The 18791-nt window shown below is 65.4% G+C and carries 18 protein-coding genes, 1 tRNA gene and 1 riboswitch; of the genes, 11 read left to right on the forward strand and 8 right to left on the reverse strand.

Annotated elements, in window-relative coordinates; genetic code table 11:
• Positions 1 to 203: 203 nt before the first annotated feature.
• Positions 204 to 1148, forward strand: coding sequence for a hypothetical protein (locus tag AC50X6_RS01715; protein ID WP_494964678.1), 945 nt, complete (start codon positions 204 to 206; stop codon positions 1146 to 1148).
• 1027 nt (positions 1149 to 2175) lie between these two features.
• Here the strand turns inward: AC50X6_RS01715 and AC50X6_RS01720 are convergent.
• From AC50X6_RS01720 to AC50X6_RS01735, 4 genes are all read right to left on the reverse strand, one after another.
• Complete coding sequence (locus tag AC50X6_RS01720) at positions 2176 to 2349, reverse strand: hypothetical protein (protein ID WP_494964589.1); 174 nt, start codon at positions 2347 to 2349, stop codon at positions 2176 to 2178.
• Between the two features lie 379 nt (positions 2350 to 2728).
• Positions 2729 to 3904: a Fic family protein gene (locus AC50X6_RS01725; RefSeq protein ID WP_494964590.1), complete on the reverse strand. Its 1176-nt coding sequence runs from the start codon at positions 3902 to 3904 to the stop codon at positions 2729 to 2731.
• Positions 3905 to 4285: 381 nt separating this feature from the next.
• Complete coding sequence (locus AC50X6_RS01730) at positions 4286 to 4903, reverse strand: hypothetical protein (protein WP_494964591.1); 618 nt, start codon at positions 4901 to 4903, stop codon at positions 4286 to 4288.
• Between the two features lie 509 nt (positions 4904 to 5412).
• A tRNA-Ser gene (locus tag AC50X6_RS01735) sits at positions 5413 to 5500 on the reverse strand.
• 118 nt (positions 5501 to 5618) lie between these two features.
• Here AC50X6_RS01735 and AC50X6_RS01740 point away from each other — a divergent pair.
• The 4 genes from AC50X6_RS01740 to AC50X6_RS01755 all read left to right on the forward strand — a co-directional run bounded on the left by AC50X6_RS01740 (position 5619) and on the right by AC50X6_RS01755 (position 9541).
• A complete protein-coding gene (locus tag AC50X6_RS01740) occupies positions 5619 to 6671 on the forward strand; it encodes a zinc-dependent alcohol dehydrogenase (RefSeq protein ID WP_494964592.1) in 1053 nt (350 codons plus the stop codon).
• Between the two features lie 3 nt (positions 6672 to 6674).
• On the forward strand, positions 6675 to 7073 hold the full coding sequence (locus tag AC50X6_RS01745) for a 6-pyruvoyl trahydropterin synthase family protein (protein ID WP_494964593.1): 399 nt from the start codon (positions 6675 to 6677) through the stop codon (positions 7071 to 7073).
• Positions 7074 to 7081: 8 nt separating this feature from the next.
• Positions 7082 to 8194 (forward strand): glycosyltransferase family 4 protein, encoded by a 1113-nt coding sequence (locus AC50X6_RS01750; protein WP_494964594.1) that lies wholly within the window; start codon positions 7082 to 7084, stop codon positions 8192 to 8194.
• Positions 8195 to 8272: 78 nt separating this feature from the next.
• Entirely contained in the window at positions 8273 to 9541 is a 1269-nt protein-coding gene (locus tag AC50X6_RS01755) for a DNA glycosylase AlkZ-like family protein (protein ID WP_494964595.1), read from the forward strand.
• A 51-nt stretch (positions 9542 to 9592) separates the two neighbouring features.
• On the opposite strand, the gene AC50X6_RS01760 is transcribed toward AC50X6_RS01755, so the two are convergent.
• Positions 9593 to 10096, reverse strand: coding sequence for a nucleoside deaminase (locus tag AC50X6_RS01760; RefSeq protein ID WP_494964596.1), 504 nt, complete (start codon positions 10094 to 10096; stop codon positions 9593 to 9595).
• Positions 10097 to 10157: 61 nt separating this feature from the next.
• Between AC50X6_RS01760 and AC50X6_RS01765 the strand changes: the two genes are divergently transcribed.
• Both AC50X6_RS01765 and upp read left to right on the forward strand, forming a co-directional pair.
• Positions 10158 to 11039 carry a phosphatase PAP2 family protein gene (locus AC50X6_RS01765; protein ID WP_494964597.1) on the forward strand — a complete coding sequence of 294 codons (882 nt, stop codon included), beginning with the start codon at positions 10158 to 10160 and terminating at the stop codon, positions 11037 to 11039.
• A gap of 73 nt (positions 11040 to 11112) precedes the next feature.
• Complete coding sequence (gene upp / locus AC50X6_RS01770; RefSeq protein WP_494964598.1) at positions 11113 to 11748, forward strand: uracil phosphoribosyltransferase; 636 nt, start codon at positions 11113 to 11115, stop codon at positions 11746 to 11748.
• A 142-nt stretch (positions 11749 to 11890) separates the two neighbouring features.
• On the opposite strand, the gene AC50X6_RS01775 is transcribed toward upp, so the two are convergent.
• From AC50X6_RS01775 to AC50X6_RS01785, 3 genes are all read right to left on the reverse strand, one after another.
• The gene (locus AC50X6_RS01775) at positions 11891 to 12679 is read right to left on the reverse strand and encodes an aggregation-promoting factor C-terminal-like domain-containing protein (protein ID WP_494964599.1); all 789 of its coding nucleotides are present in this window, start codon (positions 12677 to 12679) and stop codon (positions 11891 to 11893) included.
• A riboswitch (cyclic di-AMP (ydaO/yuaA leader) is annotated at positions 12678 to 12847 on the reverse strand. It overlaps the preceding gene by 2 nt.
• Before the next feature lie 182 nt (positions 12848 to 13029).
• Positions 13030 to 14664, reverse strand: a complete 1635-nt coding sequence (locus AC50X6_RS01780; RefSeq protein WP_494964600.1) for a HAMP domain-containing sensor histidine kinase — start codon at positions 14662 to 14664, stop codon at positions 13030 to 13032.
• A complete protein-coding gene (locus AC50X6_RS01785; protein WP_494964601.1) occupies positions 14661 to 15401 on the reverse strand; it encodes a response regulator transcription factor in 741 nt (246 codons plus the stop codon). The genes AC50X6_RS01780 and AC50X6_RS01785 overlap by 4 nt, the downstream gene beginning before the upstream one ends.
• A gap of 679 nt (positions 15402 to 16080) precedes the next feature.
• Here AC50X6_RS01785 and AC50X6_RS01790 point away from each other — a divergent pair.
• From AC50X6_RS01790 to AC50X6_RS01805, 4 genes are all read left to right on the forward strand, one after another.
• On the forward strand, positions 16081 to 16941 hold the full coding sequence (locus tag AC50X6_RS01790; protein WP_494964602.1) for a winged helix-turn-helix domain-containing protein: 861 nt from the start codon (positions 16081 to 16083) through the stop codon (positions 16939 to 16941).
• Between the two features lie 350 nt (positions 16942 to 17291).
• On the forward strand, positions 17292 to 17495 hold the full coding sequence (locus AC50X6_RS01795) for a dodecin family protein (protein ID WP_326967816.1): 204 nt from the start codon (positions 17292 to 17294) through the stop codon (positions 17493 to 17495).
• 55 nt (positions 17496 to 17550) lie between these two features.
• Positions 17551 to 18078 carry a SixA phosphatase family protein gene (locus AC50X6_RS01800; protein WP_494964603.1) on the forward strand — a complete coding sequence of 176 codons (528 nt, stop codon included), beginning with the start codon at positions 17551 to 17553 and terminating at the stop codon, positions 18076 to 18078.
• 127 nt (positions 18079 to 18205) lie between these two features.
• Positions 18206 to 18700, forward strand: a complete 495-nt coding sequence (locus tag AC50X6_RS01805) for a hypothetical protein (RefSeq protein WP_326967814.1) — start codon at positions 18206 to 18208, stop codon at positions 18698 to 18700.
• The last annotated feature ends 91 nt before the right edge of the window (positions 18701 to 18791 follow it).

Genomic DNA, 18791 nt, shown 5'->3' on the forward strand with positions numbered 1-18791 from the left:
TGACGCGCTTGTTCCGGCGCGTGGCCGGCGGCGGCTGGAGGGCATGGCGTGTAGCTCACGTCGCCAAAGCCCGGTGCGGCGCGGCCCTTGACGCCGCACGAAGTAGCTGTTCGTCTGAGTCCTTTCCTTAGTGCAGGTAACGTGGGTGTGTGAGAACGAGTCAGGCAGTGGTCCGAATCGCGGCCCGGTGGCTGCTGTTGTTGATGCTGGCCGTCGTGGCGGCCATAGTGTCGGTCGCCCTTGTCAATAACTCGCTCGCAAGCCCCCAACAGCCCGTGCGCGAGTATCTGCAAGCCCTCCGAGATGGCGAGGGCGGGCGGGCGCTCGGGATACTGCGGGCTTCTGTCCCGCAGTCGAACGCTGCCATGCTCGACGGTTCCGCGCTGCAGACATCAGCCGCTCGGATTTCGAATGTAGAAATCGGCGATACGGAACCGCGCGGAGGCAACCGAGTCATGGTGCCAGTGGACTACACGATCGATGGACAGCAGCAGCGCAGTGAGTTTCTGCTGGAACGTTCGGGGACGGAATGGCTGGTCTTCAGTAAATGGGCATTTGTTCCTGCGCCCCTGCCCACTGTGGAAGTAACCGTCGTAAATTCGAGCGAGGCTACGGTCAACGGTGTACCCGTGAACATGCCGGGCGGAAGAAACAAGTTTGCCGTGTTCTACCCCGGAGAGTACGAGGCGTCCCTGAATGGCGACTACTTCTCCGCTCCTGCGACCCGTGCGATTGTGTCAGGGACCGACTCTCCCGTACCACCACTTATTCTTCTGACCCAAGCCACGGACGAACTGAACCAGACGGTAGCCTCCAAGGTCAAGGAGTATCTCGACACGTGTGCGGCGGAGGCCGTCAAAGAGCAGCGACTCCAGCCGGGCTGCCCGTTCTACCATTCCACGGGCAATTTGGTGAAAGACGGAACCATCAACTGGACAATCACCGAGTATCCGGCGGTAAGCATCGAAGCATTCGATGGACAGTGGACAATTGCCCCGCTCGCTGGGAAGGCTCGTGTCACGGCCAGGCAACAGGACAATTTTAGCGGTGGATTTTCGGATCTGGATGTGGTTGTCGACTTCAGTTTTAATGCACGCCTGGACGTCGGTGCGGACACAATTACCGTCACGCCGCAGCTGAGCTACTAGTCCGCGCGGGCTTCACGCGTTATAACGGTCCGGCGTGAACCCTCGAACCTCACGCCGGGCCATCCGTCCTATCCGGTCATCGTCAGCCTGACGCCGCCGACGACACTAAATCACGACCCCGCGGCAAAAACCTTTCTCGTCACGCCCAAAGACGCCCACACCGCCAAACACTGCGACGCATAACAAGAAGTACCAGAATGGATCTGTTGACTGAGCAAGGTCGGGGTTGATGCAGCGATCGGAGGTTTGGCCGGTGGTCTCGGTGCCGGCACCGGTCCCGGCCCGCACACGGTTAGAGGGCTCCTGCGGCCCGGTCCCCAAGGAACGGTACCCGGAGGTATCTTGGGCTCTGAGTGCTATCTCAAGCAGCCAGCTGCGCTGCCCAACACCAAACTCCACGACCTGGCGCCAAACCCCTACGCGGGGATGCTGGACGCGTCCGCGTGGCTGCAAAGTCTGAGAGTTCCACATCAGTTCAGACTGGAAGCTCTGCAGTCCTTCTCTCCTGAAACAATATCGCTCAGTGTGGCTGGATCTCACCAGTATGGCTGGAGATTCTAGGGAGGCGGATCTGAATCTCTCGGTCGCTATAATACGCCTAACCTCCCTGCGACGAGATGTGATTTGGCTTTACCCTCTGTGAACACGATGGAACACTTGGCGCAATTCAGGATTGCCGAACTCCAGACCCGCACAAACTCAGCGGAATCCGGGGTCAGGCTAACAGCGGCCGAGGCACGGGCAGAGACCCTGCAAAAGGCACACGATGCGCTCCTGCAGCGCATCGTGTCGTGTCGTGTCGTGTCGCAAGCATGGACACGGAAGAGCGGCTGGCCGAGTCGACGGCGTAGAGTAACCTCCCCTGAAGAACCTCTAACGACAGTCGTCGTGGTTAACGAGCACCGTACTACCGCCCGCCCATGTGCAACCGCACGTGGGGCATTTGATGTACCAGTCGTCTGAGCCGGGGGTCTCGACCATCCGCCCGACGTTCTTGCCGCTTGATGGGCATTGAAGGCTCGAGTCGTTACTGCTGCTGTTTTTCATCGGTCTGTCCTTTCTCGATCATTGATTCGGGCTGCTCCGCTGTCATGTTTACCCCGGCGAACCGGTATTCCAACATTTCGCCGGGGAGATCGGCAAACTCTGCGCGTAGTTCCGGGAGCGCATCGGCCGCGTCTCGGTTGAGGAGCTCGTCCACGCTCCAGACCGCAAAATACGGCGGCCGGGGGAGCAGGGTTCCGACTCTACGGATGCCCGACAAATCCTCAGGGTCGAGGAGCGTATAGCCCGGGAACCGGAGCGTGTTGATAGCAACCTGCGCGTTGTCCCTGGCATAGCTGAGCTGAAAGCGGCACCAAGAATTTTGTTACCGGTGCATCACTGCGCGGTCAAAAACGCCCGCTTCCCTTCTATCTAAAGAGAAGCGACGGTTTCGCTATTGGCCGTGGCACTGGGATTTGAAACTTCTCCCGCGCCGTGAATGGCATGCGGAGCCCCTAGATTCCGGGGATTTTCATCACCGAGATCACCTGTTCATACGTCGGATGTGTGGGCGTGGTGGGCCTTGTTGCCCTTCCCTAGAACGAGTGCATGATGCGCAATGCCCTCGTGCACATGAATAGGCGGCCGTAGCTTCTCTCTCCAATTTGATCCACAAGACCCAGCTTTACCAGCTTGTTGACGGCGTTGTTGGCGGATTGATGCGAAACCTCAAAGCGTCGCGCGACGCTACTCACGTCGAACACTGGAGTCCCAATGAGATCCGCGGCCAGAGCGGTCGCGATGCTCTTGTCCTTCGCGCCACGAAGTTGTTGCTGCATCGACTCTTTGAGGTGGAGTAGTTCGCGTATTGCTTTCGTCGTCGCAAGGGACTGCTGGGCAACGCCTTGCATGAAAAATCGAATCCAAGGATCAAAGTTCCCAGTTTGGCTGGTCGAGAGTAGATGACCAATGTATTCCTCCCGCCTTGGTTCCAGCCACGAGGCCATGTTCAGCACGGGGTAGTCGAGGACCTTGCTTTCGATCAGCTGCAGGGATATGACGAGACGCCCTATTCTGCCATTGCCGTCCGCGAACGGGTGCAGGGTTTCGAACTGATAGTGGCCCAAGGCGACACGGATCAGGAGTGGAACTCGATCGGCCAAATTGATCCACTTCTCCCAGTCGGAGAATCCCTCTTCGAGGATTTTTCCTGGTGGTGGCGGGACGAAGCGGGCCTCTGAGACTGGGCGGCCGTGATTGCCGATGAAGACCTGTCGTTTGCGCAGTTGGCCTGAATCATATGTTTCGCCTCTGGTTCCCTTGACCAGAATTCCCTGTAACTCCTCCAAGACACTTCGGCAGACTGGACGGGTCTTCAACGAATCGAGGGACCGTTCGGCTGCTCGAAGGTAGTTTCGCACTTCTCTTACTTGAGCTGTGGACTTCTTTTCGTCGATGTAGTCCGCTTCGAGCACTTCTTCTAGAGAGGCGAATGTCCCTTCCAAGGCCGAAGTGCTGACGGCTTCCTTCGAAAGAGCAGGTCTTACTAGTAGGTGGGGTTCAGGTATCAGCGTGAGGTACGCGTTTAATGCCCCCAGCGCCCGATCGGCTTCGCCAAGAGCAATCTGGGCCTCCGGCGAGAGCGAGATCACTGAGGGGAGCGGGTCTGGGATGTAAGCGTAGTGCGCCCACGGCTGGTCGTTCATTGTGTCGGTGCCCGAAACGGGAACGAGTCTTCCGTTCGGGGATCCTTCGAATGCTTTGATGTCCACTCTTCAAGGATACCGCCGGCAACCTTGAAGAGTTATCGAAGACTGTAAGGCCCAGCAGCGAGCCCGTCAGGGTTGGGGCCAGCAACCTTGAAGAGTTCGAGGAGATTGTAAGAACGCTTGAACAGTTCGAACAGATGTAACGGTTGAGGCCAGCAACCTTGAAGGGTTCGAGGTCAGCGTTCCTCGCCTACTCAGAGGACGCTGACGGCTTCTGGGGGAGGCGCCTTCGCTGGGAACAGTTCGAGCACCCAGGAGGAACGCGCGGCTTCCGCCCTCTGTATGTTCGGCTGCCCCGGAACGGGTAGGGCCTGGTCATACCCCTCCGCGCCCTCCTGCCTCCTTCGCCGCATCGGCACGCTCTGAAGCACCAGCTGGGTACTGCTACGCCAGTTGAATCTCCTGCCAGGGCTGGGCGTCCAGGGCTTCCAGCACGTCGCCAGGACACGTGAAGAGGGCGGCCAGGTTCATGAACCTGGTATGCCAAGCAAGGTACGACTCCTCGTCGTCCGCGGGGTGCGGCCTGCCAAGGGCGTTCAGGAAGTCGTGTCTCACGACCAGTGAAACTCCACCGAGATACTGATCTGCGACGAAGCATTCCATGGCCGACAGGACGAGGTAGACCTCGTTGGGTTCCGGAGGTGGTGGTCCTCCGGGCCGCCCGGAAGCCCGCATGCGCATCTTGTCCAGGGCGGTCAGAGGCTTGCCGACGTTCTCTGCCCGGATGTCCTGCACTTGCTGCCGGAAGGCGCGTATCCGCTCGACGATGGAACAGTGCGGTTCGTCGACGCGTTCCGGAACCGGCTGGAGCAGGATGTCCGGTTCCGGCTCAATGACCGCGGATTCCTGACTGGGATGGAGTTCATGGTGTACCGGAGCGTGCTTCGTCCCGGTGGCCCGTTCGGGGACACCAAGAGCATGTTCACCAGTGGCTTCGATGCCGAGGGGGGTCGGGCCCCCGCTGTTGAGGCGATGAACAGGATGTTTTGCGCTGGCCCTCATGAATTGCCGCAACGTCACTTTGAGGGAACGTGGCTCCAGCAAGGCGAATGGGCCCGGACCAACTGGGGACGCATTCCACGAGGTGGTGATTGATGGGACCGCCCGGAGTTCGGCAGGAGCAAGTAGTGGCGCCGGCGACGGTACTTGCAGACGCCATCTTGCCCGCGGTCACTTCAAGACCTTCACCGAAGATGCGACGCTGCTCGGGAAGCAGGTGGGGACGTATTGGTGGGGCTGGCAAGTTCGTGGCCAGGAAGGCTCCGGCGTCATTGAGAAGACCTACACGCTGAGGGCCGGCAGCCGTAAATGACAGCGTTCAGCTGAGCTTCTTTGAAGCGGCGATCGGGCCGGCCTTATGCGTGTCGTTCGCAGACGACACGTTGCCCCGGCGTGGCTGAACACAGAGCGCCGCGGGAAATTTGTTACTGCTACGTTACCGCTGGCCTCTGCCAGACAAAACAAAAGGCTCCGCTTCCCTTTGTTTGCAAGGGAAGCGGAGCCTTTCTCATTGGCGGTGACGGTGGGATTTGAACCCACGTTGGCTTTCACCAAACAACATTTCGAGTGTTGCACCTTCGGCCGCTCGGACACGTCACCAACCTGAATAGGCTACCGGAGCAAAGCGCTCATCCACAAAACGGGCAGTTCAACACGGCGCGCCCGGGCTGCGCGGCTCTTCCCCGCGCGTAGGCAGGGGACTAGATTCGTCAGCAAGATGAGCAACGCAGACCAGAAGACGGCTCGGCAGACCACGGCCACCGCATATTGGACCGTCGGCCCCGAGAAGGGGGAACTTCGGTGCGAGGCGCTGCCCGCCCCCGGCATCGGCGAAGCCCTCGTGCGGACGCTGTACTCGGGCATCAGCAAGGGCACCGAACTGGTGGTGCACAACGCCCACGTCCCTGACTGCGTGGCCGGGGAAATGGCCGCCCCCAACCAGGAAGGCTCCTTTCCGTCCCCGGTGAAATTCGGCTATCTCTCTGTCGGGATCGTCGAGGAAGGCCCCGCGGACTGGGTCGGGAAGACGGTCTTCTGCCTGTACCCGCACCAGAACCGCTACATCGTTCCGGTCGAGTCACTCACATTGGTTCCCGACGGCGTTCCGGCCCGCCGCGCCGTCCTCACAGGAACCGTCGAGACCGCCGTCAACGGACTATGGGAGGCCGGGCCCCGGCTGGGTGACCGCGTCGCCGTGATCGGCGCCGGCCTCGTCGGCGGCATGGTGGCCAAACTGCTCAGCACTTTCCCGCTCGGCCGGCTGCAGCTGATCGACGTCGATCCCGCCAAACGCGCGTTCGCCGAAACGCTCGGCGTCGTATTCACCCACCCCGACGACGCCCTGCCGGACTGCGACATCGTGATCCACTGCTCCGCCTCGCAGGAAGGCCTGGAACGGAGCCTGCAGCTCGTGGGTGACGAGGGCGACGTCATCGAAATGTCCTGGTACGCCGACCGGAGTATCACGCTGCCGCTGGGGGAGGACTTCCATGCCCGCCGGCTCTCCATCCGCGCCAGCCAGGTGGGCGTGGTGGCCCGCGCCCGCCGCCACCGCCGCACCAACGCGGACCGGCTCCGGCTCGCCGTCTCGCTGCTGAGCGATCCCGCCTTTGATGTGTTCCTTACCGGGTCCTCCGGCTTCGACGAGATTCCCGACGTCGTCCAGCGGCTCTCCGACGGCACCCTGGACGCGCTCTGCCACGTCATCGAATATCCAGTCATTGCATACCCCGCCCCTGATGCCCCCACAACAGAAGACCCGAGGTACTAGACCGTGTTCAGCCTGACTGTCCGCCGCAATTTCATGATCGCCCACAGCCTCCCGCGTGCTGCATTCGGCCCGGCCCAGGGCCTGCATGGTGCCACCTTCGTCACGGAGGTGACTTTTCGCCGTCGGGCCCTGAACGATGACTCGATTGTGCTGGACATCGGTGAGGCCGGCGGGGTGCTGGATTCGATCCTCGAGCGGCTGAACTACAAGAACCTGGATGAGCACCCCGATTTCGCCGGGAAGCTGAGCACCACCGAGGCTCTGGCCCGGTACATCGCAGACGCGGTGGCCGCCCGGATCCGCGGGGGCCAGGACGGGCACGGGCTCGCCGGGCTGGACGTCACCCTGCGCGAGACACCCGACGCCTGGGCCAGCTACTCGCTTGACTTCGACGCCCGCTAGGAAGCCCCGTGCAGCCGTCCGGCCTCCGCATCCGCCTGGTGGTGCCCGGCAACGTGCGCCACAATTCCGGCGGCAACGCCTACAACGCGGCCCTCGCCCGGGAGCTGTCCACCCTGGGAGCCGCCGTGGAGACGTGCCCGCTCGACGGCGACTGGCCGGTGGGCAGCGCGGCGGACCGGCGGCGGCTGGGTGCCCTGCTGACGGCCGGAGCCGGTGGCACAGTCACCCTGGTGGATGGGATGCTCGCGTGCGGGGCGCCGGAGGAACTGGCGGCCGCCGCGGCTGCAGGGCGCCCGGCCTGGATCCTGCTGCACATGCTGCTGGATGAAACAGGGGCTGATGAAACCGGGCTGGAACGCCGGGCGCTGCGGGCAGCGGCCGGGGCGATCTGCACCAGCGGCTCGGCCGCGGCCGGCATCCGGGCCAGGCACGGGGTGGAGGGTATCCGGGTGGCCCTCCCGGGCACCGAAGCGGCCCCGCTGGCCGCCGGATCGGAGCCGCCGCACCTGCTGGCCGTGGCCGCGCTGCTGCCGAACAAGGACCAGTCGCTCCTGATCGCCGCACTGTCCCGGCTCACGGACCTGCCGTGGACCGCCGCCCTCGTCGGCTCGGATTCCGCCGACCCTGCCTATGCGGCCCGGCTTCGGGACACGGTGCAGCGGCTGGGGCTGCAGGACCGGATCCGGATCCCGGGCGAACTGCGGGGCGAGGCGCTGGATGCCGAGCGGGCCGCGGCCAACCTCAGTCTGCTGATCTCCCGGGCCGAGACCTACGGGCTTGTGGTCACCGAGTCGATCGCCCGTGGTGTGCCGGTGGTGGTGCGGACCGGCACCGGTGCCGTCGAAGCGCTCGCGGCCGGGGCCAGGCCGGGGGAGACCACCCTGCCGGGCGCCGCCGTCGCCCTCGGCACGGACCCCGCTCCGCTGGCCGAAGTCCTGCGCCGCTGGCTCACCGAGCCGGCGCTCCGCACGGGCTGGCGCGCGGCCGCGATTACCGCGCGGGAGCGCCTGCCGGGCTGGGACGCCACCGCACTGACGGTGCTGGCGGCCCTCGACGGCGACCCGGACGGCGCCCAGTCGGCAGGCACCCGGACAGCGACCCGGGCGGCGCCCCGGCGGTAGGGCGCCCGGCAGCCAAGCCGCACGACCAGACCGCCGCAGACGATTCCCCTGCCGCACAAGCTGGTGGACAATGACCCCATGACGCCCGAGCCCCTCAGCACCCACACACTCGCCGCGAATGCGCCGCCAGCCCGGACCCTCACCCCCGCACGGCTCCGCGCCTGGGCCTGGCACCGACAGGGCCTCGACGGCTCGCTCGCCGGCTGCACCGCGGAACAGGTGTTTGCCCGGGCCGGCTGGGCGCGCTCCGTGGGCGGCGCCAACCCCTACCTCACGCTCTTCGCCCGCGCAGGCATCCGACGCGAACAGGTGGACGCCGACGTCCACGCGCACCGGATCCTCGAACTCCCCACCGCGCGCGGCTGCACGTACGTCCTTGGCCGGGACGACTTCGCCTGGGCGCTGCAGCTCGGGCGCGACGCAGCCGAGGCAACGTTCAAGGTGGTGGGCCGGCTCGGCGTGGACCGCGGCGAAATTACGCTGCTCGAGGAGCAGGTGCTGCACATCCTCGCCGAAGCCGGCGCGCCGCTGGATCCGCGCCAGCTCAAGGACGAACTCGGCGACTCCGTGCGGAACCTCGGCGAAGAAGGCAGGAAGAAGGGCGCCACCACCACCCTGCCCACCGCCCTCGGCATCCTGCAATCACAGGGACGGATCCGCCGCGTGCCGGCCACCGGACGCCTGGACCAGCAGCGCTACGCCTACGAGCTCTGGGGCCTGCCGCCCAGCCCGCTCGCCGACGACGCATCCCGGGCCGAGCTGATCCGCCGCTACCTCGGCTGGACCGGCGGAGCCACGTTCAAACAGTCCCAGTGGTTCACGGCCTTCACCGTGGCCCAGAGCAGGGCGGCGCTGGCCGCCGTCGGCGCCGTCGAGGTGACCACCGCCGGGGGCGGGGGGCTATGGATGCTGCCCGACGACGTCGAACTCCTCGCCGTGTTCGAGGAACCTGCCGAAGAGCAGATCCAGCTGCTCGCCGGGACGGATTCGCTGGTGCTGCTGCGCCGCAACGCCGCGGAGATGCTCGACGAGGACGGCGCTGAAAGGGGCGACACCGGCAGACAGGTGATGGCCCCGCTCGGGCTGCAGGCCGACCTCCCCGACCACCCCATCCTGGACCGCGGCCGGATCATCGGGCTATGGCAGTACGAGCCGGGCAAGGAACGGATCGTGCCCTGGCTGTTTCACACCACAACTCCGGCGGTGACCCGGCGGATCGCCCAAGTGGAGGCTTGGATCCGGGAGGACCTGGCCGACTTCCGCGCCTTCAGCCTCGATTCACCGGCCACCCGGCAGACACGGATCGACGCGCTGGCGGCATCCGCGGCAGCCTCCGCGGGAAAATAGCGCGCCGGCCAGGCGAATCAGGCACAGAGGGGGAGCAGTGATGACCGAGGTTCAGCTGCCGCGGTGCCCGGCGAAGAAGTCGTGCAGCAGGGCCGCGCATTCCTGTTCCCGGACCCCGGCATACACTTCCACCCAGTGGTTGAGCCGTCGTTCGCGGAGGATGTCGAACACGGAGCCGGCCGCCCCGGCCTTCTCGTCCCACGCGCCGAACACCACCCGCGGAATGCGGGCCAGGACCACCGCCCCGGCGCACATGGCACAGGGCTCCAGCGTCACCACCAGTGTGCAGTCCGCCAGCCGCCAGCCGTCACCGGGCCTGCCGGCCAGGACGCTTCGCTGCCGCAGCCGGGCTGCGGCCTCACGGATCGCCACCATCTCGGCGTGCGCCGTAGGGTCCCCCAGCGCTTCGCGTTCGTTGCGCCCGGAGCCGAGCACCGCGCCGTCGGGCCCGATGACGACGGCGCCAATCGGGACGTCCGCCGTGGCCAGCGCAGCCCGCGCCTCAGCGAGGGCAAGGCTCATCCACTCTGTATGGCGAGGCTCCGGAGAAGTCATTGCTCAATGATAGTTTCGACGAAAGGGCAGCTGTGAAAAGCAAAGGATTGAGGAGACGGCCGTGAAGACCTTTGCAGAGCGTTGGGGTAAATGGGTGGTCCCCTACGCTGCGCTGTGGCTCACCTTGCTGGCCGGCGGAGTTGTTGTGGTGGCGCTGGCATGGCTTGGCGCCGAAGTATACGACAACGTGGTGGACGAGGCGGGACTCGCGAATCTGGACAGACCTGCGCTGGCCCTCGCCGAAGACCTGCGCACCCCGGAGATCAACTCGGCCGCCACAGGTTTCACTAATGTTGGCGGAAGCATCGGCATGCCGATCCTGGCGAGCATCCTCACCGCCTGGCTCACCTGGCTGAACCGCACCTGGCGGCCGATCATCCTGGTCTGCGGTGCCGCGGCTGTGTCCATCACGGCCACCACGTTCGGGAAGAACCTGGTGGGCCGCGCCCGCCCGGATTTTGTCCATGCCGTGCCGCCCTACGAAACCTCCCCATCCTTCCCCAGCGGGCACGCACTCAACTCCACCGTGGTCATCGGTGTGCTGGTTTATCTGACCTGCCTCCAGCTCAAGAAGACCTCGGCCCGCGTCGCGGTGATCGCCGCCGGTGTGATCTTCGTCGCGGCGATGGGCCTGAGTAGGGTTTTCCTGGGGCATCACTGGATGACGGATGTGATCGCCGCGTGGCTCCTCGGCCTTGCCTGGCTGGGCATCGTGATCCTGGCCCACCGGCTGTTCCATGTGCTGCGGCACCGTGGGCATGCGGGCCCGGCGCCGACCTTCGACCACCCGGCGCACCTGATGGACGGACGCCCCGACGGCGCGGGCCCAGGCGGCGCTAATGGCGCGGGCCCCGGCCCCGATACGGGTGCTGCCGGGAGCGCGGCCGGGAACGAAGACACCACTGCGGACGGGCTCGGCGCCCGCGGCCCCACGGGCGGCTGACCCGCGGTTCGACGGGCGGCTGACCCGCGGTTCGACGGGCGGGTCAACTGCCGCCGGGTGATAGTTTTGACCCATGCGCATTCTCGTTGTGGACCACCCGCTGGTCGCCCATAAGCTCACCGTTCTGCGGGACAAGAACACCCCTTCCCCGGTCTTCCGCCAGCTCACCGAGGAACTCGTTACGCTCCTCGCCTACGAGGCGACCCGCGACGTCCGCACCGAGCCGGTGACCATCGAGACTCCGGTCAGCACCACGATCGGCACCGCCTTCACCAAGCCCACCCCGCTGGTGGTCCCTATCCTGCGCGCCGGGCTCGGCATGCTCGAGGGTATGACCAAGCTGGTCCCGACCGCCGAGGTTGGTTTCCTGGGCATGGCCCGGGATGAAGAAACCCTTGACATCATCACCTACGCCGAGCGACTCCCCGAGAACCTCACGGACCGGCAGATCTTCGTGCTGGACCCGATGCTTGCAACCGGCGGCACCTTGCGGGAGGCCATCAAGTTCCTCTTTAAGCGCGGCGCCTCCGACGTCACCTGCATCTGCCTGCTGGCCGCCCCGGAGGGCCTGGCCAAGCTGGAAGAGGAGCTTGCCGACGCCAATGTGACCATCGTCCTCGCCTCCATAGATGAGAAGCTCAACGAAAAGTCTTACATCGTTCCGGGTCTGGGCGATGCCGGCGACCGCCTCTACGGCGTGGCCGGCTAAGCTCGCCGTCGTCGATTCTGACGCCGGAGGCGGCTGGGGTTCCGGAAAACACCGGCGCGGCCTCACCTGACCCGCATGGACTGGATCCTGTGCATTCGGGGCTCCTCGCCTGGCCGTGCTTCAGACTGGCCGTGCCGGCGGTCTAGTACCAGTTGTTGGCGTAGTGGAAGTTCAGGGCGCCGCAGGGGGAGCCATAGCGCTCCTTGACGTAGTTCAGGCCCCAGTTGATCTGGGTCCGGTAGTTCGTCCGGTAGTCCGGGCCCGCGCTGGCCATCTTCTCGGCCGGCAGGGACTGGACCACGCCGTATGCCCCGCTGCTGGGGTTGGTGGCGGTGGTTTTCCAGTCGGATTCCTTGGTCCACAGCTTCTGCAGGCACTTCATCTCGTTGGCAGCCCAGCCATGCGTTCCCAGCTGCGCGGCGGCGTAGGCCTGCGCGCCGGCAGGGTCGTCGACGGCAACGGGCTTGGCCGGCTCAGGTGCCGGTACAGGCTCGGGTGCCAGATCCGGTGCGGGAGTCGCGGCGGCGGGTGGCGGGGGAGCCGCGGCGGCGGGAGCTTCGGCGGGATTCACCTCTTCGGCCCGGGGCCCGACGCCGGCGGTGCCGGGAAGGGCCGACTGCGAATCGACGCGGACACGTTCGAAGTCCAAGTGCGTCAGCGGGTCGGCGGTGGTGGCCGAAGCCCCGCTGGAACTGCCGGCGCTGGCGTTGCGGTTGGCAGTCTCGGCGGCCTGCCCGGCAGCCCCGATCCCGACGAGCACCGCGCAGGTGGTGGCAACGAGGGCGGCGCGACGGCCGGTGGATCCGAGGCCCGCGGTGAACCGGGACCGGGTTGACGCTGGATTGGTGTCCGCCGCGCGGTGGCGCGAAGCCGTCGAGCGGGTTGCCTGCTGGGCGCTCTTGTGGCGCGTTGGTACTTTGAATTCAGTCATGATCGCCTCTCAACGCCTGCGGAGTTAGCTGTCGGGTTCGGATGCGATATCCGGCCGCACGGAACCTCACGTGTCGGCTTCACCCCAAGGGTGCAAAGATGCAGAATGCCCGGGAACTCTGGGTTCCCCGCCTCTGCCTGGTCGATCGGAATCCGGGAAGCGGCAGAGTTTGGCGTCCGTCCGGATGCGCGGCCCTGTGGCGGCCGCACCCTAAAAACGGTACAGGAGCCGGAAACAAAAGTCACATTTCGGTAACAAGCAGGTCGACGGCGGTGCGTCGCCTTGTGCTTCCGCGGCCTGGCCTGCGCCCCGTTTCGATGGTTCCCGGCGGGTTCGACGCTAAGCAGCGTCTAGCCGGCAGGGAACCGTCGAAGCGGCGCGCCCGGCGGGCTCGCGGGAAGCCGGACGGTGAACTCCGTGCGGCCCGGCCGGGAGATGACCTCGACGGTCCCGCCGTGAGCCTCCACAATCGACTGCACAATGGAGAGGCCTAGCCCGCTGGTCCCCTCGGCCGTGGGTTCAGCCGCCTGCACCCCCGGCACTCCCGGAGCGGCCGGCACTCCCGGGCTGCCGGATGCCCCGGTGCCGGCATCTGCCGCCGTCGTGACTGCCTGGTTCTTGCGGGCGGCGTCGGCCCGGGTGAAGCGCGAGAAGATCCTGCCGACAAACTCTGGGGCGATCCCGCTGCCGTTGTCCGTCACCGTCACCACGGCGCTCCCGTCGGCGGACCGCGCCACTCCGGTGACCACCGCTGTACCTGGCCCGGTGTGCTTGCGCGCGTTGGACAGCAGATTGGCCAGCACCTGGTGCAACGCGGTCGCGTCGCCGCGGACCACCACCGGCTCTTCCGGGAGCTCCAGCTGCCAGAGGTGGTCCGGGGCCATGACCTTCCCGTCGCTGACCGTCTCGATCGCCAGCTGGGTAAGGTCGACGTCGCTGGACTTGAGCGGCCGGCCCTCGTCCAGGCGCGCCAGCAGCAGCAGGTCCTCCACCAGCGCGGTCATCCGCTGGGACTGGCTCTGCACCCGGGCCAGGGACTTCTCCCCGTCCGGCGTGAAGTGTTCGGTCATCCGCATCAGCTCGGTGTAGCCGCGGATGGCGGTCAGCGGGGTGCGCAGCTCATGCGAGGCATCGGACACAAACTGGCGCACCTTCATTTCGCTTTGCTGCCGCGATTCAAGGGCGTTGGAGACGTTGTCCAGCATCTGGTTCAGCGCGAAGCCCACGTTTCCCACTTCCGGGCCGGGATGCGCCGCCGACGCCGGAACCCGCACCGCGAGTGCCACCTCGCCGGCGTCGAGCGGGAGGCGGGAGACCTGGGTGGCCACTTCGGACAGCTGTTCGAGCGGCTTCATGGTCCGGCGGATCAGGGCCGTGCCGGCGAGGCCGATCAGTACGAGACCGCCGGCGGAGACCACCACCATGGTCCACACCAGCGAGGCCAGGGTGTTCTGTTTCTCGGCGAGCGGCAGCCCGGTTACTATTACGTCGCCGGAAGGGGCCCGGGCGGCAGTGAGCCGGTACGCACCCGCGGAGAGAACGCGGTCCACGGGGCCGCCGTTAGGTGTGAGCACCACCAGTATCTCGCTGTCCCCGGCGGAGAGGGATTTGCGGCTGGCATCATCGGCGAGGAAGCCGGCGCTGCTGACGGCGCCGTTGAGGATCCGCGCATTGAGGGTACCGACGCCCTGGCCCCGGGCTTCCAGCGGATCCCGGCGGACATCGCCGTTCCCTGGTCCGGGGCGGCCGAATTCCCGGGCCCGTCCGGACGCCTGCTCAAGCTGCGAGTCCAGTTGCCTCGTCAGGAACAGGTCCATCGAGGCATAGCTGAACACTCCGACGGCACCGCAGATCGCCACGAGCAGGCCCATGGCGACAAGGACCAGCCGGGTGCGCAGATGCCACGTGGACGGGTTGCGCCAGCTTCGCCCGGAGGCGCCTGGCTGATCGGCGCCTGGCCGACCCGCGCGGGCTGGCAGGATCACTCCGCCGGCTTCAGGACGTAGCCGGCGCCGCGCACGGTATGGATCATGGGCGGGTGGCTGGCGTCGACCTTCTTGCGGAGGTAAGAAATGTAGAGTTCGACGATGTTGGACTGGCCACCGAAATCATAGTCCCAGACCCGGTCCAGGATCTGGGCCTTGCTGATGACGCGTTTGGGGTTCTCCATGAGGTAGCGCAGGAGCTCGAACTGCGTCGCCGTGAGGTGCAGTTCCTCGCCTGCCCGTGTGACGTCCCGGGTGTCGATGTTGAGGACCAGATCCCCGACCACGAGTTCGGCGGTGTCCATTGCTGCCACACCGGAGCGCTGGACCAGCCGGTGCAGCCGCAGCAGCACCTCCTCCATGCTGAAGGGCTTGGTGACATAGTCGTCGCCTCCGGCGGCGAGGCCGGTGATCCGGTCCTGGACGTCGTCCTTGGCAGTAAGGAACAGGGCGGGGACCTCCGGGGCGAAGGAGCGGATCCGGCCGAGCAGCTCGACGCCGTCGAATCCGGGAAGCATCACGTCGAGCACCAGTACGTCGGGGCGGAACTCCCTGGCGAGTTTCACCGCTTCGGGTCCGTCGCTCGCGACCGCTACGGACCAGCCTGCCATCCGCAGCCCCATGCTCATGAGCTCGGAGAGGCTGGGTTCGTCGTCCACCACAAGGGCACGGATGGGGGAGCCGTCCGGATGCGCGAGAAGAGGGAGGTTATTGGTCATGGAGTGCGAGGTGGCCATGGGACAACTCTCCGTTCTGCCGGTTAGGCGCGGCTTTGGGGATCCTGTGCGTCACCTGTGAATCCCAGCCTAGCGAGCTGGATGCTGCCGGGGCACCGGAGCTAGCAACGAAAATCGACGGCCGCCGCAACCTGCCGGAGCCCGCAGGACCCGGCCGCGAGGCAATTTTCGGGGCCGGTCAGGGTGCCCACTCTGTGGAACGGTGGACATTGGATGATCAGTAGGCGAACGGTTTTGCCGAATCGCCCGAGTCTGAATAAATTCAAAAAAGTGCACCCTCTAGCCGAAGCATCTTCGACAGAATTGCCGAAGTGGGCATGCAATATGCACAACACCTGATATTTGATCGGCAGGGCAGAATTGTGATCTGCACTACATTTTGAGTTTTCGTCTCACAACGTGGACTGTGGGATGCATTGTTACTTGCAAGTTTTCATTGTTACGTTGCACACTTCAATTGTGAACAAGAACTCAACAGCACCTGCAGTCGCAGCTTCCTGGTTCAGCGCACCCGCTGATTCCGAGATGCGCTGTTGTCGAATGCACGCCTAACTTTTACACCCCAAGAGTTTCTAGGCATTCGCCCCAGCCCAGAGTCGGGCGCCCCTCCCCATTTTTCATTGCGGGGAAACTAGCATTCGAGCCGCGATGACGGCCATTCACATTGAGGTAGCAAGCCATGTCAGTTGCATCCGGATACGTCCATATCTCCGTCCGTAACGCCAGCAAAGCCGGCCAGGCCTCCGGCATCCGCCAGGGGTTCGGCGGCAGCCCGTCGTTCCCCACCGGATCCGGCATCAGCTTTCCGGCCCCGGGCTACGCGGCGCAGGGCTACAACCCGAGTTCCTACGGTCAACTCCGCGCCGTTCCGGCCGACCCCGCGACGGCGCCCACTCCCGTGGTTGCGCCGGGCAACGGCAGCCCGGTGCGGCCTGTCCCGGCCGACAATGTTGCCCGCGGCTTTGTGCTCTACATGGGTGTTGACGAAGAGACTGCGGCGGCTGCCGGCACATCTATTGCCAAGCTTGCCCAGGAGATCCGCACCTACGCCCAGTCCCTTGTCGCCGATGCTGAAAGCTACGCCGCCGTCGCCGTTGCGCCGGCCAGTGCCCCGGGTTCAGCGCTCGACGTCGTCCGGTCCACCTTCGGTGACCCAACCGGTGGCGCCCGCCAGCGCGCCGAGGCGGCCCGCCTGCAGCAGCCGCAGGATCCGCGTCCGTCCGGCGTCTTGATCGACCTGGCCCGCCGCGAGGTCCACCTCGACGGCGAATCCCTGAACCTCACGTTCAAGGAATTCGAGCTCCTGAACTACCTCGTGGAGAACGGCACCCGCACCGTGGGCCGTGACGAGCTGCTCGAGGGCCTGTGGCGCAACGCAGAAGAGGTGCCCAACGAGCGCACCATCGACGTCCACATCCGCCGCCTGCGCTCCAAGCTCGGACGCCTCGCCAACACGGTGCGGACGGTGCGCGGCCAGGGATACCGGTTTTATGAGCACCCCGAGGTTGTTGTCTGGGCCGCTCCGGAATACTCGATCTAGCTTCTGAACCTGCGAAAAGCGCCCGCTCCTCTTCTGGGGGCGGGCGCTTTTGCGGCAGCTCCAGCGGCTTTCCGCCGTGCCTTAGCGTTCGCTTGCTCCCTTGACCTCGCAAGCTCGGACAAGGAATCCGGCCAGCTCTCTTCCTCCTTCGTTCCTCAGTCGGCGATGCGGCACTACGCGGAAAGCCGCTTCGCTTCCGCCGGGCAGCTCCTCACGTCGGGCGGCGGGCGCATCGGTCAATTTGACCGGCGGGCATGTGCCTCCGCGGCTGTTGGGCGGCTGTTGGACTCTGTTGTGTTTCGGGGGTGCGGCGTAGGCTCGGAGCGTTGATCCGACTATTGGGAGGAACCATGTCTGTTGCACGTATTACTACCCTGAGCGCCAACTCCAAGACCTCGTTCGACGCTGCCGTTAAGGAGGGCATCGACCGGGCAAACATGACACTGCGCAATGTGACCGGCGCGTGGGTCAAGGAACAGAAAGTTGAAATTAAGGACGGCGCGGTGGTTGCCTGGCACGTCGTGCTAGAAGTGACCTTCATCCTCGACGACTGACAGAGCATCCGAGGGATGCGCGCTCGGGGATCAGCCCCAGCACTAGGATTGAACCATGAGCGCGCATCACATCAAACGGCTGGTGATCATGCGCCATGCCAAGGCGGACTGGCCAGGCGGCGTCGCGGATCATGACCGTCCGCTGGAAGAACGCGGTCACCGTGATGCGCCCTTGGCCGGAAAATGGTTGCTCAAGCATGGCGTGATTCCCGACTTCATCCTGTGCTCCAGTGCCCTGCGGACCCGCCAGACCTGCACCTGGGTGTGCAGCGAACTCGGCGACAAGGCACCCACGCCGAAACTTGAGGACGGGCTCTACGCCACCTCGGCCCTGCGGATGCTGGCTGTCATCAACCATGTCCCGGACACCGTCACCACTCTCATGGTGATCTCGCATATGCCCGGCGTGCAGGATCTCGCCATGCATCTGGCCTCGCGCGATTCCAACCACGATGCCTACATGGACGCAGCCACCAGGTACCCCACCAGCGGACTTACCGTTTTGGAGACCGAGAAGTCCTGGGCCGAGCTGGACGGCCAGGACGCCCGGCTCACGCAGTTCCAGATACCCCGGTCCAAGTAGCCGGCTTGACGGCGCCGCCTCGTGCCCGGATGAAGCCCCGAACGCATAGTCATTCCGGCGATTCCGCTGTTTACTGATCCTGTGTACTCATGGTTTTCAGTCGGGCCTAGAGAAGAGGTTGATCATCGTGGATTCAGGACAGCTCATAGGGATTATCGTCGGCGTCGTTGTGGTGCTCGCGATCGTGGCCGTGGCGGTCATGTTCGGCCGCAGACGCAAGATGGCCGAGGACCGCAACCGGGCTGTGGAGATGCGCGAGCACGCCCGTGCGGACGAGCTCGGCGCAAAGGAACGCGAGGCGAAGGCTGCCCGCGCCGAAGCGGACGCGAAGCAGGCGGAAGTCGACGCGGAACGCCTGCGCGAAGAAGCCCGTGCTCGCCAGGAAGAGGCGGACCGGGGCCATGCCGGCGCCCACGAGCAACTCCAGAAGGCCGATGAGCTGGATCCGGACGTTGTTACCGGCGAACACGGTGATACCCGGGCGCCGGAGGACGCGCCCCCGGAAGGAAGCGGCGGCGAGGAACTCCGGCGGGACCGCAGCACACGGAACCCCGTCACGGGCGACCCTGCCCCCAACTCCGGAGACAACCAGCCCCGGGGTGACCATCCCCGGAACCTCTGACCTCCAGGCCGGCCCTGGGCTCCGGCCCTGGACGTCGGGCTGAACCCGCGTCGCAGGGGCAGGCCGCGGCCGGAACCGGCATAGTGGCAGT

This window comes from Pseudarthrobacter sp. HLT1-7 (assembly GCF_059383435.1).

What these genes read in the sequence shown, in the direction of transcription:
- AC50X6_RS01715 (WP_494964678.1), top strand. Translation starts at nt 204, where the DNA reads ATGCTGGCCGTCGTGGCGGCCATAGTGTCGGTCGCCCTTGTCAATAAC.
- AC50X6_RS01730 (WP_494964591.1), bottom strand. Translation starts at nt 4,903, where the DNA reads ATGAGGGCCAGCGCAAAACATCCTGTTCATCGCCTCAACAGCGGGGGC.
- AC50X6_RS01740 (WP_494964592.1), top strand. Translation starts at nt 5,619, where the DNA reads ATGAGCAACGCAGACCAGAAGACGGCTCGGCAGACCACGGCCACCGCA.
- AC50X6_RS01755 (WP_494964595.1), top strand. Translation starts at nt 8,273, where the DNA reads ATGACGCCCGAGCCCCTCAGCACCCACACACTCGCCGCGAATGCGCCG.
- AC50X6_RS01760 (WP_494964596.1), bottom strand. Translation starts at nt 10,096, where the DNA reads ATGACTTCTCCGGAGCCTCGCCATACAGAGTGGATGAGCCTTGCCCTC.
- upp (WP_494964598.1), top strand. Translation starts at nt 11,113, where the DNA reads ATGCGCATTCTCGTTGTGGACCACCCGCTGGTCGCCCATAAGCTCACC.
- AC50X6_RS01775 (WP_494964599.1), bottom strand. Translation starts at nt 12,679, where the DNA reads ATGACTGAATTCAAAGTACCAACGCGCCACAAGAGCGCCCAGCAGGCA.
- AC50X6_RS01785 (WP_494964601.1), bottom strand. Translation starts at nt 15,401, where the DNA reads ATGGCCACCTCGCACTCCATGACCAATAACCTCCCTCTTCTCGCGCAT.
- AC50X6_RS01790 (WP_494964602.1), top strand. Translation starts at nt 16,081, where the DNA reads ATGTCAGTTGCATCCGGATACGTCCATATCTCCGTCCGTAACGCCAGC.
- AC50X6_RS01795 (WP_326967816.1), top strand. Translation starts at nt 17,292, where the DNA reads ATGTCTGTTGCACGTATTACTACCCTGAGCGCCAACTCCAAGACCTCG.
- AC50X6_RS01800 (WP_494964603.1), top strand. Translation starts at nt 17,551, where the DNA reads ATGAGCGCGCATCACATCAAACGGCTGGTGATCATGCGCCATGCCAAG.